Annotated in this window: 15 protein-coding genes; 8 read left to right on the top strand and 7 right to left on the bottom strand. The window is 67.4% G+C overall.

Features of this window, described 5'->3' with window-relative positions; genetic code table 11:
* Positions 1-2 precede the first annotated feature (2 nt).
* Both G6N56_RS09405 and G6N56_RS09400 read left to right on the top strand, forming a co-directional pair.
* The gene (locus G6N56_RS09405; protein WP_085255424.1) at positions 3-689 is read left to right on the top strand and encodes a GntR family transcriptional regulator; all 687 of its coding nucleotides are present in this window, start codon (positions 3-5) and stop codon (positions 687-689) included.
* Between the two features lie 56 nt (positions 690-745).
* The gene (locus tag G6N56_RS09400) at positions 746-1,105 is read left to right on the top strand and encodes an Rv1352/Rv1906c domain-containing protein (RefSeq protein WP_085255423.1); all 360 of its coding nucleotides are present in this window, start codon (positions 746-748) and stop codon (positions 1,103-1,105) included.
* Here G6N56_RS09400 and G6N56_RS09395 read toward each other — a convergent pair.
* From G6N56_RS09395 to G6N56_RS09370, 6 genes are read right to left on the bottom strand one after another with little or no spacing between them, the layout of a single operon-like run.
* Positions 1,081-2,631 carry a class I adenylate-forming enzyme family protein gene (locus tag G6N56_RS09395; protein WP_085255422.1) on the bottom strand — a complete coding sequence of 517 codons (1,551 nt, stop codon included), beginning with the start codon at positions 2,629-2,631 and terminating at the stop codon, positions 1,081-1,083. The two genes, G6N56_RS09400 and G6N56_RS09395, sit on opposite strands and share 25 nt — an antisense overlap.
* The gene (locus G6N56_RS09390) at positions 2,624-4,204 is read right to left on the bottom strand and encodes a class I adenylate-forming enzyme family protein (protein ID WP_085255421.1); all 1,581 of its coding nucleotides are present in this window, start codon (positions 4,202-4,204) and stop codon (positions 2,624-2,626) included. Before G6N56_RS09390 ends, G6N56_RS09395 begins: the two co-directional genes overlap by 8 nt.
* On the bottom strand, positions 4,194-5,669 hold the full coding sequence (locus tag G6N56_RS09385) for a class I adenylate-forming enzyme family protein (protein WP_085255420.1): 1,476 nt from the start codon (positions 5,667-5,669) through the stop codon (positions 4,194-4,196). The genes G6N56_RS09390 and G6N56_RS09385 overlap by 11 nt, the downstream gene beginning before the upstream one ends.
* Positions 5,669-6,460 carry an enoyl-CoA hydratase/isomerase family protein gene (locus G6N56_RS09380; RefSeq protein ID WP_085255419.1) on the bottom strand — a complete coding sequence of 264 codons (792 nt, stop codon included), beginning with the start codon at positions 6,458-6,460 and terminating at the stop codon, positions 5,669-5,671. The genes G6N56_RS09385 and G6N56_RS09380 overlap by 1 nt, the downstream gene beginning before the upstream one ends.
* Complete coding sequence (locus G6N56_RS09375) at positions 6,451-7,263, bottom strand: enoyl-CoA hydratase/isomerase family protein (protein WP_085255418.1); 813 nt, start codon at positions 7,261-7,263, stop codon at positions 6,451-6,453. Before G6N56_RS09375 ends, G6N56_RS09380 begins: the two co-directional genes overlap by 10 nt.
* Positions 7,260-8,081, bottom strand: coding sequence for an enoyl-CoA hydratase/isomerase family protein (locus G6N56_RS09370; RefSeq protein ID WP_085255417.1), 822 nt, complete (start codon positions 8,079-8,081; stop codon positions 7,260-7,262). The genes G6N56_RS09375 and G6N56_RS09370 overlap by 4 nt, the downstream gene beginning before the upstream one ends.
* Before the next feature lie 130 nt (positions 8,082-8,211).
* Between G6N56_RS09370 and G6N56_RS09365 the strand changes: the two genes are divergently transcribed.
* Both G6N56_RS09365 and G6N56_RS09360 read left to right on the top strand, forming a co-directional pair.
* Positions 8,212-8,904, top strand: a complete 693-nt coding sequence (locus G6N56_RS09365; protein WP_163645099.1) for a hypothetical protein — start codon at positions 8,212-8,214, stop codon at positions 8,902-8,904.
* Positions 8,901-9,788, top strand: coding sequence for an enoyl-CoA hydratase/isomerase family protein (locus tag G6N56_RS09360; RefSeq protein WP_085256147.1), 888 nt, complete (start codon positions 8,901-8,903; stop codon positions 9,786-9,788). The genes G6N56_RS09365 and G6N56_RS09360 overlap by 4 nt, the downstream gene beginning before the upstream one ends.
* 39 nt (positions 9,789-9,827) lie before the next feature.
* Here G6N56_RS09360 and G6N56_RS09355 read toward each other — a convergent pair whose 3' ends face one another.
* Positions 9,828-10,628: a TetR/AcrR family transcriptional regulator gene (locus tag G6N56_RS09355; RefSeq protein ID WP_085256148.1), complete on the bottom strand. Its 801-nt coding sequence runs from the start codon at positions 10,626-10,628 to the stop codon at positions 9,828-9,830.
* 244 nt (positions 10,629-10,872) lie between these two features.
* On the opposite strand from G6N56_RS09355, the gene G6N56_RS09350 reads away from it, so the two are divergent.
* The 4 genes from G6N56_RS09350 (at position 10,873) to G6N56_RS09335 (ending at position 14,088) form a co-directional block, all read left to right on the top strand.
* Positions 10,873-11,670, top strand: coding sequence for an SDR family NAD(P)-dependent oxidoreductase (locus tag G6N56_RS09350; RefSeq protein WP_085256149.1), 798 nt, complete (start codon positions 10,873-10,875; stop codon positions 11,668-11,670).
* A 45-nt stretch (positions 11,671-11,715) separates the two neighbouring features.
* The gene (locus G6N56_RS09345) at positions 11,716-12,723 is read left to right on the top strand and encodes a dihydrodipicolinate synthase family protein (RefSeq protein ID WP_085256150.1); all 1,008 of its coding nucleotides are present in this window, start codon (positions 11,716-11,718) and stop codon (positions 12,721-12,723) included.
* 93 nt (positions 12,724-12,816) lie between these two features.
* Positions 12,817-13,089, top strand: a complete 273-nt coding sequence (locus tag G6N56_RS09340; RefSeq protein WP_085256151.1) for a GlsB/YeaQ/YmgE family stress response membrane protein — start codon at positions 12,817-12,819, stop codon at positions 13,087-13,089.
* A 156-nt stretch (positions 13,090-13,245) separates the two neighbouring features.
* Positions 13,246-14,088 carry an enoyl-CoA hydratase gene (locus G6N56_RS09335; RefSeq protein ID WP_085256172.1) on the top strand — a complete coding sequence of 281 codons (843 nt, stop codon included), beginning with the start codon at positions 13,246-13,248 and terminating at the stop codon, positions 14,086-14,088.
* Positions 14,089-14,106: the final 18 nt, after the last annotated feature.

The following is a 14,106-nucleotide window of genomic DNA, read 5'->3' as shown; positions in this document are numbered from 1 at the left end:
CGATGAGCGTCCCGGACTTCGCCGTCCGCCCACAGCTTTCGGACGACGTCGCGCGCCTGATCCGCACCAGGGTGTTCGACGGCACCTATGCCGCCGGGACGTTCATCCGCCTGGATCAACTGGCCGCGGAGCTGGGGATCAGCGTCACACCGGTGCGCGAAGCGCTCTTCGCGCTCCGCGCGGAAGGCCTGATAGACCAACAGCCGCGCCGTGGATTCGTGGTCTTGCCGGTGACCGGCCGCGACGTCACCGACGTCGCGAACGTGCAGGCCCATGTCGGCGGGGAACTGGCCGCACGCGCGGCGACCAATATCACCGAGGCGCAGCTGCGCGAGCTCAAGGAGATTCAGGCGCGTCTGGAGGAGGCGTACGCCGGTGACGACGGCGAGCGAACGGTCCGCCTGAATCACGAGTTCCACCGAGCGATCAATGTCGCCGCGGACTCACCCAAGCTCGCACAACTGATGTCACAGATCACCCGATACGCACCGGAATCGGTGTTCCCCACCATCGCGGGGTGGCCGGAACAGTCAATCAAGGACCATAGGCGGATTTTGTCGGCGCTGAATCGGCATGATGCGGGGATGGCGCGTGCGGCGATGTCCGAACATCTTGCCGCGGGGGCCGTTCCGTTGATCGACCACCTGACCGCGCGCGGGGTGGTCGTCGTCGACGGCGACCATCCTTGAGCGCGGACCGCGACAGGCCTACGCTGCCAGGTAGGGGGCGACGCCAGGGAGAAACGATGCCCTCATTTCGCGCACGGGCCGTCTTGGTCACCGCGGTGGTGGCGATCGCTGTCGCCGCGCCGGTGAATGCCGATCCGCTGGACCCGATTCCCGGCAACGGTGTCTTCGTCGTGGGGCCCGACATCGCACCCGGCCTGTATCACACCGGCGGCTCGGCGTCGGCGTTCGGCGTGTGGATCAACAACGTGCCGACCCAGGACTCGATGTGTTCGTGGTTCACCTACAGCACCCCCGATGCGGCCAAGGACCATGTGCTGCAAACCAATACGTCCATCGGTCCGATGTACGCGAACGTCAACTCGAGCGTCAAGGCCTTCGAGTCGCAGAACTGTCAGCCCTGGACGCGGGTCCCCTGAGGCCGGTTCGCGTCCATCAGCATCTCCCGCAGCCCGTGCACATCCACCTTTCCCGTGGCGCCCCGCGGAACCTCGTCTTCAGACTCGAGCAGCAGCCACATCGTCGGGACCTTGAAGGTGCTCAGCAGTTTTCGGCCGGCCGCCCTGAGTGCGTCGACGTCGAGCGGGCCGCCACACACCACCGCTGCACCCACTCGTTGGCCCCCCGGACCTGGCACATTGGTGACGAAGGCGTTGCCGACGCCCGCGATGGTGCGCAGCGCCCGCTCCACTTCGCCGGGATAGACGGTTGCGCCGCTGACCTTGAACATGTCGTCGGATCGGCCGTGGTAAAACAGGAACCCCTCTTCGTCGAGGTGACCCAAATCGCCGGTGTTATAGAAGCCGTCGGCGGTGAACAGCTCTTCGCGACTGCGGCCGCAGATGCCGCGCAACGTGTGCGGTCCCCGAATCTGAATCGCTCCTGCGGCGCCCGGTGCGGCAGGTTCGCCGCTGTCGGGGTCGACGATGCGAACCTCCGTGCCTGCGAACGGCTTTCCGCAGCTGCCCCACGCCGCCGGAGGCATGTCCGTGTCGGCCGGATACCCGCAGTACGGTCCGAACGCCTCCGTCATGCCGAACAGGGCGGCGCGGGCTCCCGGCTCGGCGCGCTGGTCGGGGGGCAGCAGGGCTTGCAGACTGCCCGGATGCAAGGCGGGCAGGTCGGCGCCGACGGCACTCGCGTGCCGGGCCAGCGCGTCGGCTTGATCGGGCCAGCCGCGGAACAGCGTGACGCGCTCGGCCTTCAGTAGCCGCAGCGTCGTGTCGGGCCGCGGGACTTCCTCGGTCACCAGTGTGGCACCGGCCAGCAGCGCGGACAGTATCCCGCTAGCCAGGCCACCGACCCAGAAAAACGGCATCGGCACATACAGGCGGGTGTCGGCCGTGATGCACCGCGCTGCGAGTCCCGCCTGCACGGCGCCCAGCGCGCTGCCGTGGGAATGCATGACCCCCTTGGGTGCCCCGCTGCTACCCGACGTGAAGACGATTGCCAGCGCGTCGGCCGGAGTGACGGTTGCGGCCAGGGCATCGACCATCCGTCGCGCGCGTCCGTCGGTGCCTGCGGCCGGCGGCCGGTCGACCGCCCAGACGTGGCGTAACGCCGGAAGCTCCGTCCGTGGCACCGCCCGGAGGTCGTCCAGGTAGCGGCGGCCCCGGAATTCCTCGACGCTCACCACACACTGCACCGCGGCGGTCCGTAGTTGAGCCACCAGTTCGCCGGGTGCCAGCAGCGTGCTCAATGGAACCAACACGGCGCCAATGCGCGTAAGTGCGATGGCCACCTGAACCCAGCGGACACCGTTGGGCATGATCACCGCAACGCGGGTGGCCTTGCCGACACCCGCTTCGACGAACACCGCGGCCAAATCGTGGGTGGTCGTGTCCAACTCGCGATAGCCGATTCGGGTCGCCGGGTCGATCACCATCGGTTTGGCACCGTAATCGGCGGCCTGCGACCGCACCAGCCGGTCGACCGTTTCACGCATCGAACAAGGTCCTCAGTCCCGGCAGATCCACCTTCCCGCTGGACAGCAGTGGTACGTCGGCGCGGGACACGGCGATGATCCGCTTGGGGATCTTGTAGGCGGACAGCTCGGGCTTGAGCATCTCCCGCATCTCTGCCGCGTCGAAATCCGAGCCTTCCGGGACGACGATGACCGCCGCCACCAACTGCCCGCGTTCGGGGTCGGGAAGGCCCACGACGTACGCGGTCGCGCCGGTGACCTTGACGATGGCCTTCTCGACCTCGGCGGCCGCGACGTTGGCACCCGCCGTCTTGATCATCGCACCGCGCCTGCCGACGAAGTAGAAGAATCCGTCAGCATCGATGCGCACCAGGTCACCGGTGTGGAACCAGCCGTCGGCGTCGAAACATTCCTCGCGGCTGCGTTTGTGATACCGCTGCATCACGTAGGGGCCGCGGATGCACAGCTCGCCCACTCCCGAGGCATCCCGCTCCACGAGCAAGGTTTCGAAGCCCGGTGCAGGCTTCCCAAAAGATCCACGCCGCGTTTCCGGTTGATCCGATTCGTCGTCGCCGAGCAGCACGACGCTGCCCGCTTCGGTCATGCCGAGCATGTTGTGGCGCAGCTCCGGGTCGGCGGGCCGGGAATCCGGCGCCATGATCGGGTACAGGTTGCCCCGCCGCAGGGACGAAAGGTCACGGTCACCGAAGCTGGGGTCACGGGCAAGGTGAGCGATCCCGGCGGCGAAACCATTGGCGGTGGTGGGCTTTTCGGCTTCGAGGAGATCGAGTGTCGCGGCGAACTCGGCGGCGTTGGAGCACAGCAGCGTCGACCCGGCGACAAGCGTGGCGAGCAGCCCGAACGCGAACCCGCCGATCCAGAAGAACGGCGAATTGCAGAATAACTTGTCCGCGGGCGTCAACCCGCGAATCCGGTTGAGGTTGCGCTGATGTCCGAGCAGGGCGCCGTGCGTGTGCACCACTCCCTTGGGGGCGCTGGTCGAGCCCGACGTGTACACGATCGCCAGCGGGTCGCAGTCGGCGACGTCCTCCTCCATCGCCGCCAACAGTTCCACGGGTACGGCGCCGCCGAGCCGGTAGATCCCTTCGATGTCGCGCACGCGGCGCACCGCGTCGCGGTCGTGACTGATGCCGACCTGGCGTAGTTGAGGTGTGGCGGTGACGAACAACCGCCCGCCGGAATCGAACTCCGGGTCCGAGACCACTTCGGCCAGGCGGCGCACGTAATCGTGTGAGCGGAACGACGCGGCGGCCAACAGGATCTCGACGTCGGCGTGCACCAGTTGCTCCCGCAACTCGCGGGGGGTCGCGAAGGTAGAGAACGGGATGACCACCGCGCCGATCCGCGCCGCCGCAAACATGCCGACGACGAACTCGGGCCCGTTGGGATACAGCAGTCCGACGTGCGTGCCCTTGCCGGCGCCCTGGGCGATGAGCCCGCGGGCGAGCGCAGCCGAGCGGCGATCGGCCTCGGCGTAGCTGATGCGGTTGTCGTCACAGACCAGGAGTGGGTGGTCCGCTCGGGCTCCCGCCTGATGCCGCAGGGCCGCGCCGACCGTGCCGTCAGTAGACATGCTCGTTGGTGGGTGCATCGAAGAACCGCTTGACCGCGCCGAGGTCGGCCTTGCCGGACGGCGTCCGCGGGATTGTGTCGACGATCGCGATCCGCGCCGGAATCTCGTAGCCAGCCAGCCGCGACCGGAGGTACTCGGTCAGCGCGCCGGCATCGGTGCTGGCGTCCTCGCGCAGCTCGACCATGGCGACCGGCGTCGCACCCAGACGCGCGTCCGGACGGCCCACTACGGCGGCCCCGGCCACCGCGGGATGGCCCTCCAGCGCGCCGCGCACCTCGTCGGGCATCACCTTGAAACCGCCGCGGATGATTGCCTGGTCGGCCCGACCGACGATCCAGACGAAGCCGTCGGCGTCGATATGCGCCAGGTCCGCGGTGCGCATCCACTCCACCGACGGTCCCAGTTGCGCCGGCTTGACCTCCAGCAGGCCCACCTCGCCGGGTCCGATCGGTCGGCCGGAGTCGTCGACCACCCGGAGCCGGGCGCCCGGCTGGGCGCGGCCGACGCTGCCTCGTTTGGCCTCCCAGTGCCGCTTGTGGTCGGGAAGGGTCCAGCCGGCCACCCCGCCCCCGAATTCCGTTGCGGCGTAGGAGGTCAGCACGGGAATGCCGTACTTCTCGGTGAACGCGTCGGCGTCGTCGGCCGAAAGCGGCGCGGTTCCGCACGTGACGGCTCGAACGCCCGCCAGGTCCGCTCGCGTCAAGTCGGAATGCAGAACGGTCCGCAACGCGGCCGGTACCAGGGACACCGCGCGGGGCCGGTGCCTGCGCACCGCGTCGGCCCACGCCGTGAGTTCGAATCGTTCGAGGAGGGCAAACGGTCTCGCCTCGACGAAGCATTGCAATACCCGGAACACGCCGCCGATGTGGACCAGCGGCGAGTTGACGATCGCGATGCCACGCCGTACCTCGGTCGGCGCTTTGGTGCGCTCGAAGTCGGGGCCCATCACGCTGCGCGCGAGCGCGTCGTAGCCGAGGTCGATCCGCTTGGGCGGACCGGTCGTCCCGCTGGTCAGCATCCGCACTGCGACGCCGCCCCGCGAAGCGGACCCGGCCGGGGGTGGTGACACCGCGCGCGGGGCGCCGTCGAGGCGAGGGGGGATCGGCACCGTTGCGGTGTCGGCCTCCGAGACGAGTGCCGAAAGATCGTCGCCCTCGCCCACGATCAGCGGCAGCCGGAGCGCGGCGATATCGGCCCGGGCGCGGTCGTCGCCGCGGCCAGGGTTGATGACGACGACGGTGCCGCCGGCCAGCAGCACGCCGAGAAAGGCCGCCACGTGACCCGGCCGGTTGCGCAGCAGTATGCCGATGCCTGCGTTCTGCTCGGCGGCCAGGGATGCGACGGAGCGAGCCAGCTCACCAACGCGGCGCAACGAGATCCATTGCCCCTCAAACTCGATTGCCTGGGAGTCCGGCCGCAGACTCAGGACGTCGGCGATCCGCCCGCTGAGTGGGTGGCGGGCCATCAGCGGATCTTCGGCCGGCGCGGCGCCACGTCGCCTTGCCGCGCGGCGAGTTCGGCGGCGCCGAGCGGGTTGCCCAACCGGGTATAGATGAGCCCCTGCTCGAGGGCCGCACGGTACGGCTTTTCCAGCGACTCCCAGATCGCCTTCACGGTGCCTTGCGTTGCCGACGGCGGCTTGGCGGCGATCGTCGCGGCGATCTCATGGGCACGGCCCCACAATCGGTCGGGAGCGACCACCTCGGACACCAACCCGACGCGCAGCGCGGTGTCGGCGCCCACCCGCTCGTCGTTGCCCATCAGTGCGATGCGCAGCGTTTCCCCTAGACCGATGCGCCGCATGAGGCCGATCGGCTCCAGCGCACAGACCAGTCCGGCCGACACGTGTGAGTCGAAAAACGTTGCGTCGTCCGAGCAGATGACGACATCGGACTCGTTGACGAAATAGAATGCGCCCGCCGTGCACATGCCCTGGACGGCGCACACGACGGGTTTCCACATCTTTTGCCACTTCGGGCTCAGCGTCTCGCCGGGATCCTCGTGATTCCAGACGTTTTCGGGTTGACCATAGGGCGTTTGGATGTCCAGCCCGGCGCTGAACGCCCGGTCACCGGCGGCCCGCAGCACCACCGCATGCACCGAGTCGTCCAGCTTGACCAGCCGCCAGACCCGGGCCATCTCCTCACACATGGTGCGGTTGAAGGCGTTGAGTTGCGCGGGCCGATTCAGCGTGATGGTGGCGACGTGGTCGGCGTCGTCGACCTCGAGCAGGATGGTCTCGAACTTCACCGACATTTCCAATCGGGGGGCCGCTTCTCGACGAATGCCTTGGGACCCTCCAGCGCGTCCTCGGTCCTCAGGACGCGTTCGCGAAAGGTTTCGGCGAGCATCTCGGCTTCGTGCAGCGGCAGGTCGAGACCCTTCAGAATGGCCAGCCGCGTCCCCCGCACGGCCAGCGGTGCATTGGAGTTCACGATGCGGGCGATCTCACGGGCCCGCTCCATGAGTTTGTCGTGTTCGACGATCTCGCTGATCAGGCCTAGCTCCAGGGCGCGTTCGACGCCCATGCGCTCGTGCTTGCCCATCAACGCCATCCGCAGGGCGACCGATCGGGGGAGCACCCGGGCCAGCCGCACCAGCTCGCGTCCGGCCACCAGGCCAATGCTGACATGGGGATCGAAGAACGTCGCACGGTCAGAGGCGATGACGATGTCGGAGGTGGTGACCCAGTCCAGCCCCGCGCCACAGCACAGGCCGTTGACCGCGGCCAGGACCGGCTTGGCCATCCGCCGAAACGGGGGAGTTCCCTCCTGAGGTGCCTCCCACTGCTCGTACGTCGACAGGTATGGCCGTTCGTAGATCACCTTGCCGTCGCCGGGAATGGCCTTGACGTCCGCCCCGGTGCAGAACGCGCGGCCGGTGCCGGTGACGACGAGCAACCACACGTTGTCGTCGTTTTCGGCCGCGTCGTAGGCGGTTCGAAGTTCGGTGATCATGTGTGGGCTCAGGGCGTTCAAGGCGTCCGGTCGGTTCAGCGTGATGGTGGCGGTGTGCCCGTCGACGTCGTAAGTGATGGTCTGGAACGCGGGAACGGTCATCGGCCCTCGAACTTCGGTGTGCGCCGCTGGCGAAAAGCATCCAAACCCTCTTTGAAGTCGCCGGTGCGGCAAGTCAATTCGAGGTTAAACAGCTCTTGTGCCAGTGATTGAGGCAGCGTCGCGTGCTGACCGAACGCCATCGCCTGCTTGGCGAGCCCGATCGCCGCCGTCGGCCCGTTCGCAAGCCTGTCCAGCAACTCCTCGGCGGCGTCGTCGAGCCCCGAGTGTGCCACCGCGTGATGGATCAGGCCCCAGTTGGCCGCATCTGTTCCGCTCACCTTCTCGCCGAGGAGCAGCATCCGCCTGGCGCGGGCGAGGCCGACCAGCCGGGGCAGCAACCAGGTGGACCCCGAATCCGGGCTGAAGCCACGGCTTATGAAAGGTTCCCAGAACACGGCATCAGTTGCGGCCACGGAGAAATCGGCCGCCAGTGCGAGATTGCAGCCGAACCCGGCGGCCCACCCCCGCACGCTACAGACCACGGGCAGTTGGACGGTTCCGACGAGTTCGATCACGCGATGGGCGGCGTGCGGAATGCGCCGCACGAGATCGCCGGCGCGGGGACGCGAGCCGCCGTGGGAGTTGATGCTCACCCAATCCACGCCGGCGCAAAAGTGGTCGCCGGCGCCGCGCAGGTGAATGGCTCGCAAGGAGTCGTCGACGGCGGCGTCGGTGAGCGCATCCACCAGCGTGCCAATCATCAACTGCGTCAGCGAATTACGGCGCGATGTGCGATCAAGTGTGATTCGTAGAACCGCGCCGTCGCGGGACACGGTCACCGAGCCGTCGGCCCCCGGCGGGTCGGCCTCGTGACTCACTGTCGAAACCGGCCTCTCCTGCCGCTACGGTTACCCATACAGTAAACAATACGATTGCCAACGGTGTATAAGTTAGCAAGGAAAGTCTGCCGACGGAATATCCGGGCCGGACCCGGCGAAAGAGAGAATCATGGCCTTGGAGGGGCGGGCCGCGCCGGGTTCGACGCCGACCCGCGACGCCAGATTCGGCGAGACGCCCCTTGCCCAGACGGTCGCCGCGGCGGGCGCCCTGCGGCGCCTGGGCTCATTGCTTTTGTCCCTCGAGCATCCTCATCCAACGGTGGACGCCATGCTGGTGAAGCTCGCCGAGTGGGAGGGCGAGCTGGCCGGCGCGATCCCGCCCGACAGCGCGCCGCGCATCGGAGAACTCCCCGACGACCCGCGGCGGGTCTATCTCAACCATGCGACCGACATCGGTTCGTACAACCCGTGCTTCCCCGAGTACGAGTTCGATCACCTCGATTCCGTGCGGGCGGGCGGGCGGGTCTGCTTCCCGCTGGTGTACGAGGGGCCGCCCGGCCTGGTGCACGGCGGCTTCCTGGGGGTCTTCTTCGATTGCGTCATCCAGCATCACAACTGTGTCACCGGCCGTTCCGGCAAGACCCGCGCGCTGGCCGTGACGTTCCGCCGGCCGACACCGGTCCTGAGCGATCTGCGGTTCGACATCTCGCGAGAGCAGAGCGAGCGGGGCGTCGCATCGATCGCGCGACTGATGCTCGACGACGAGGTGCTGTGCACGGGTGAGGTCGACACCTTGGCATCGGCGCCGGAGAAGCTGACCGGATTCGACTTCGGTAGGCGGCGAAAGGAGGCCGACCAATGACCGCCACGGGCGCTTCGGACGACCGCGTGCTCTTCGAGGTCGACCCCGACCGGCGAATCGCGACCATCACACTTAACAATCCGTCGCAACGCAACTCCTATGACGCCGCCATGCGCGAGACCGTCGCACGCCATCTGGATCGCGTGGCCGAAGATGACGACGTCACGGTGGTGCTCTTACGGGGAGCCGGCGGCGTCTTCAGCGCCGGAGCCGACATGAAGAATGCCTACGGCTGGTACGGCGCGCCCGGCGACGAGGCCGGAACCGAGCGCCGTCCCAGCCAACGTCGCCGACTCACCGTGGATCGCAAGTCTTTTGGCTTCTACCACAACTTCATGGGTTTTCCGAAGGTGACGGTCGGTGAGATCGCCGGGTATGCGCTGGGCGGCGGATTCGAAATGGCATTGATGACCGACATCTCCGTCGTCGCGCGCGACACACGAATCGGCATGCCGGCGACGCGTTTCCTGGGTCCTGCGCTCGGCAGCCTGCACATGTTCTTCCACCGGCTGGGACCGGTCCTGGCCAGGCGGTTGCTGCTGACCGGAGACATCATTCCGGCGGGCGAGATCGAGGGGCTCGGAATCTTCACCGAGACATGTGACTCCGGGTCTGTCACGGCCCGCGCGCGATACTGGGCCGAGAAGGCGGCGAAAATGCCCGCGGACGGAGTCGTCATCGCCAAAGAGGCGTTCCGGCTTGTGGAACAGACCCAGGTGTACCACGGCGAGGAGACCGCAAGCTATCTGTTCCACGCCTTCGGCACTAACCTGCAATTCGCCCCCGGCGAATTCAATTTCGTCAAGACGCGCGCCGAGCACGGCGCCAAGGAGGCATTCCGGCTGCGCGACGAGCACTTCCACGTGTCGGAGCCCGAGGCCTAGTTCGCCGCCGCCACGCGAGATTGCGGAGGTGGTGCCCCCTCACTTCGGAGCGGGCGCCCGGCTTCTTCCGCGCTGAACGGGTGACTTGGTCGCTCGCCGCTGGCGGGAGGGTGCAGCGGCTTTGGCGCCCCTCTCGATCAGATGGCCGGCGTGGTCGAGGATGCAGTCCAGGCCGTATTCGAAGTTGGTTTCGTCCGGGGCCCCGATGCGGTGTCCCTGCCCGGTCACCTGGGCAAGCAGCGGGGTGCTTCCCGGATCGATCGCCATCGTGTCTTCAAAGGTGCGCGATTCGCTGTCCGGCGATTGATTCTTCTCCGACAGCCGGTGCAGCACCACCGACCCGCGAACGTGCAGCGACATCGCCGAGTACGTGTCGAAGGCGTCCTCGGGCGACAGGCCCGCCTCCACCAGGTTGGCGATCGCCCGCTCCATCTCCTGAGCGCCCAGTCTCGCCGCCTTCGGGCTGAGCGCCGCCCGGATCAGAATCAGGTCGCACAGAATGGGGTTGCCCAGGAACGTCTTCCGCATCGAGCGCGCGTGATTGCGCAGCGACTCGCGCCAATCGCTGGCTTCGACGTAGGGGGTGGCGAACACGTACTTGCTCAAGGCGCGGTCGGTCATCGCGTTGAGGAGATCGTCTTTCTTGCGGAAGTACCAGTAGATGCTGGTGACCCCGACACCCAGGTGCTTGCCCAGCAGGGGCATGCTCAGGTTGTCTATCGACACCTGCTCCGCGAGTTCGAATGCGCCAGTGATGATGTCGTCGGGATTGATGGACCCACGCTCGCGTCGTTGACGCTTGTCGGCCGTCGCCTGCTTGGCCACTGAGGGCACCTCCATCAACGAATGTCCTGGGCGGTCCCAACGGGTGACGCCGTCGGGCTCCGACCGTCAACCTTACCGGTGGCCATCCGATCACACGTCCGGGCAGCCGCACGGTCGTCTTCGGGCGGGGTTGCTGGCGCGGCTTTCGTGTGGTTCGCCGTCTGTTACTGTAATCCCTATCGTAGGCTTTTTGATACCTATGGCCGAATGGGCGAAGATGATCGGACACCAGCCGTTTAACGGGTCTCCGGGCTGAGCCGTGGACCTCGGGCTGGCAAACGCCGCCGCGGCCGTGATCGGTGGTAGCCGCGGAATGGGTCTCGCGACGGCCCGCTGTCTCGCCGAAGAAGGCGCCCGGGTGGCGGTCATCGGCCGCACCCGCGCCGCACTCGACTCGGCCGTGACGGAGTTGACCGGTCGCGGTAGCCGGGAGGCGCTCGGCCTCAGCGCCGACATCGGCGACGCGCGCGCGGTCGACGGCGTGTTCGCCGAACTTGCCGAGCGGTGGGACGGCGAACTGAACGTTCTCGTCAATACGGTCGGTCCGGGTGCGCCGGGAGCCTTCGAGGAGCTGACCGACGACCAGTGGCGCCGATCCGTAGAAGACGGTGTGATGGGCATGGTGCGCTGCGTACGTTCGGCGCTTCCGCTGCTACGCAAGGCCCGCTGGGCCCGCATCGTCAACTTCTCGGCTCACTCCACCCAACGGCAGAGCGTCATGCTGCCCGCCTACACCGCGGCCAAGGCGATGCTGACGAGCGTCTCGAAGAACCTCTCCCTGCTGCTGGCCAAGGACGAGATCCTGGTCAACGTCGTCTCGCCCGGCAGCATTGCGTCGGAATCGCTGGTCGCGTGGGCGAAGTCGGTCGGAGTCGATGGGGACGACCCCTATCGCCTGATGGACGCCATCGCCGAGCACTTCGGTCATCCAGCCCAGATGCCCCGCGCGGGTCTGCCTGAAGAGGTCGGGCCGGTTGCCGTTTTCCTGGCGTCGCGACGCAACTCCTACATGACCGGCGCCAACATCAACGTCGACGGGGGTTCCGACTTCACCTGACCGGGCCGTCCCGCGGAAACGTCTGAGCGACAAGGGGAGTGCACTGTGGCGACTGCAGACGAGGCGCGAACCTGGGCGCGCACGGCCCTGCGGGGAATCGGGGATTCGCTCTACACCCCGTTCCACGGGCCGGACGGTGACGAGATCGACTGGGACGCTTACCGGACGCTGGTGCGCTACTGCGTTCACGACCTCAGGCACCCGATGTTGTGGTGCACCAGCGGGATCGCTGAATACTGGTCGTTGACCATCGCCGAGCGGAAACGGTTGCTGGAGGTCGCAATCGAGGAGGGCCGCAACGCCAATCCTGGCGTCGTCGTGCAGGCCTGCACGTCGGCCATCACGGCCAAGGACTGCCTGGAACTTACGCTGCACGCCCAGCACGCCGGTGCCGACATCGCCTACATCCAGACGCCGATGATGGAAACACACGGCGGCGAGGGCGTGCTGCGGTTCTTCGCCTACATCGCGGCGCGCACCGACATCGCGCTGGGCATGTTCAATTCGCCGTCGTCGGGTTATGTGCTGTCCCCCGCGGAGAGCGCGCGGATCTATCACGAGGTGCCCGGGGTGTGCGCGACCAAGGAGGGCGCCTTCCGGCCGGCCAGCAGCCGGTTGCTGCATCAGCTGGCGCCGGACCTGGTGCTCTGGGAATGTGACAAGACGGTGTATCGCGCCGGATGGTTGCGCGACGGCATCGTCTCCGCGGCACAGCTGGGCACGGCCGGTTACCTGTACGAAACTCCGCAACGGAGACTGCTTTCCGAGTACTGGGAGCTGGTGTGGAGCGACAAGCTGGTCGAGGCCATGGACTACGGGCGGGATTCCGGCCTGGACCAGTTCGACATCGACCTCGGCTCCTGGTGGACCTGTTACCCCGGGCGGCCGGACTACTTCACCCACTGGGGCGGCGCCTTCAAATACTCCGCGTCGCTGCTTGGCCTGCCGATCGGGGACCATGCTCATTCCCGCCCCCCGCAGGCCGAGTTGCCGCCGGAGGCCAAGACGCAGATCGAGAAGGCCTATCGCCGCCTCGGTCTGCTCGGCGCGTGACGCATTCGGGCCGCGGTGACGCCGGGGTTACAACCGACGCGCGGCGGGCATACGGTCTGAGTCGCTTGCTGGGTATTGGAAAGGATCGCGGACATGCTCACTCTGGGTGTCATCGGCTGGATCATCATCGGCGGACTGGCGGGCTGGATCGGCAGCAAGATCATGCGCACCGACGCGCAGATGGGGATCGTCCTCAACATTGTGGTCGGCATCATCGGCGGCTTAATCGGTGGCTTTCTCCTGCGGGGCTTCGGTGTCAACGTGTCCGGCGGCGGGCTGCTGTTCTCTTTCTTGACCTGTCTGTTGGGCGCGGTGATCCTGCTCGGGATCGTCAAACTGGTCACCCGCGGGCGCGTCTCGCGCTAGCCGCGGGCGCTGCCGTCCGGGAAACCAAATCCCCTGCTGGACGCGGGTTCGTGCGGCCGCGCCGACGCTTGTGGAACGCAGTACCGATAGGTATACAGTAATGCGTACAAAGCGGGATGGGTCCAGTACGGGGAGCGCGAGGAGGTGCCGCAGCAGATGCCCGGCAGCGACGGCGCTTCCGACGAACCCGTGCTCTACGAAGCCACGCCGAGCGGCGTCGCGATCCTCACGTTCAATCGACCGGAACGCCTCAACGCCTGGGGGCCCGACCTCGCGGCCGGGTTCTACGCCGCCGTCGACCGCGCCGAACGGGACCCGGCCGTCCGCGTCATCGTGCTGACCGGCCGCGGCCGGGGATTCTGCGCCGGCGCGTTCCTCGGCACGGCCACGTCGGCGCCCACCTACGGCGAGACCATCGAGAAGGCCGCGCAGACAAACCTGGCCGACCTGGTCGGTGAGCGCCCGCCACATTTTGTCACCGCGCTGCGCAAGCCGATCATCGCCGCCATCAACGGCTCCTGCGTCGGTATCGGCCTCACCCAGGCGCTGATGTGTGATATCCGGTTCGCCGCCGCAGGGGCCAAGTTCGCCGCCGTCTTCGCTCGCCGCGGCCTGATCGCCGAGTTTGGCATCTCCTGGATCCTTCCGCGACTGACCAGCTGGGGCGTCGCGCTCGACCTGCTGCTGAGCGGCCGCACCTTCCTCGCCGAGGAAGCGGCCGAGCTCGGTCTGGTGAAGGAGGTCGTCGCGCCCGAGGACTTGATGGCGCGCACGCTCGATTACGCCGAGGAGATGGCGCGAAGCTGCTCGCCGGCGTCGATGGCGGTGATCAAGCGGCAGGTGTACGGCGACGCGAGTCGCGATGTGGCGGAGGCGACTTCGCGCGCCGAGGTGCTGCTCCACGAGGCCATGCCACGGCCGGACGTCATCGAGGGCATCACCAGCTTCCTCGAGAAGCGGCCGCCCCGGTTCCCTTCGCTCAGTTCGACCGATGCGTGAGTTCGCCGATGGCACCGG

It is taken from the genome of Mycobacterium saskatchewanense, assembly GCF_010729105.1.
GTDB lineage: Bacteria > Actinomycetota > Actinomycetes > Mycobacteriales > Mycobacteriaceae > Mycobacterium > Mycobacterium saskatchewanense.
The sequence above is the reverse complement of the archived record's forward strand: the minus strand, read 5'-3'. Positions and strand labels throughout refer to the sequence as shown.

Excerpts from the sequence above, each read along its gene's own strand:
- G6N56_RS09405 (WP_085255424.1), top strand. The coding sequence starts at position 3 with ATGAGCGTCCCGGACTTCGCCGTCCGCCCACAGCTTTCGGACGACGTC.
- G6N56_RS09400 (WP_085255423.1), top strand. The coding sequence starts at position 746 with ATGCCCTCATTTCGCGCACGGGCCGTCTTGGTCACCGCGGTGGTGGCG.
- G6N56_RS09395 (WP_085255422.1), bottom strand. The coding sequence starts at position 2,631 with ATGCGTGAAACGGTCGACCGGCTGGTGCGGTCGCAGGCCGCCGATTAC.
- G6N56_RS09390 (WP_085255421.1), bottom strand. The coding sequence starts at position 4,204 with ATGTCTACTGACGGCACGGTCGGCGCGGCCCTGCGGCATCAGGCGGGA.
- G6N56_RS09385 (WP_085255420.1), bottom strand. The coding sequence starts at position 5,669 with ATGGCCCGCCACCCACTCAGCGGGCGGATCGCCGACGTCCTGAGTCTG.
- G6N56_RS09380 (WP_085255419.1), bottom strand. The coding sequence starts at position 6,460 with ATGTCGGTGAAGTTCGAGACCATCCTGCTCGAGGTCGACGACGCCGAC.
- G6N56_RS09375 (WP_085255418.1), bottom strand. The coding sequence starts at position 7,263 with ATGACCGTTCCCGCGTTCCAGACCATCACTTACGACGTCGACGGGCAC.
- G6N56_RS09365 (WP_163645099.1), top strand. The coding sequence starts at position 8,212 with ATGGCCTTGGAGGGGCGGGCCGCGCCGGGTTCGACGCCGACCCGCGAC.
- G6N56_RS09360 (WP_085256147.1), top strand. The coding sequence starts at position 8,901 with ATGACCGCCACGGGCGCTTCGGACGACCGCGTGCTCTTCGAGGTCGAC.
- G6N56_RS09355 (WP_085256148.1), bottom strand. The coding sequence starts at position 10,628 with ATGGAGGTGCCCTCAGTGGCCAAGCAGGCGACGGCCGACAAGCGTCAA.
- G6N56_RS09340 (WP_085256151.1), top strand. The coding sequence starts at position 12,817 with ATGCTCACTCTGGGTGTCATCGGCTGGATCATCATCGGCGGACTGGCG.
- G6N56_RS09335 (WP_085256172.1), top strand. The coding sequence starts at position 13,246 with ATGCCCGGCAGCGACGGCGCTTCCGACGAACCCGTGCTCTACGAAGCC.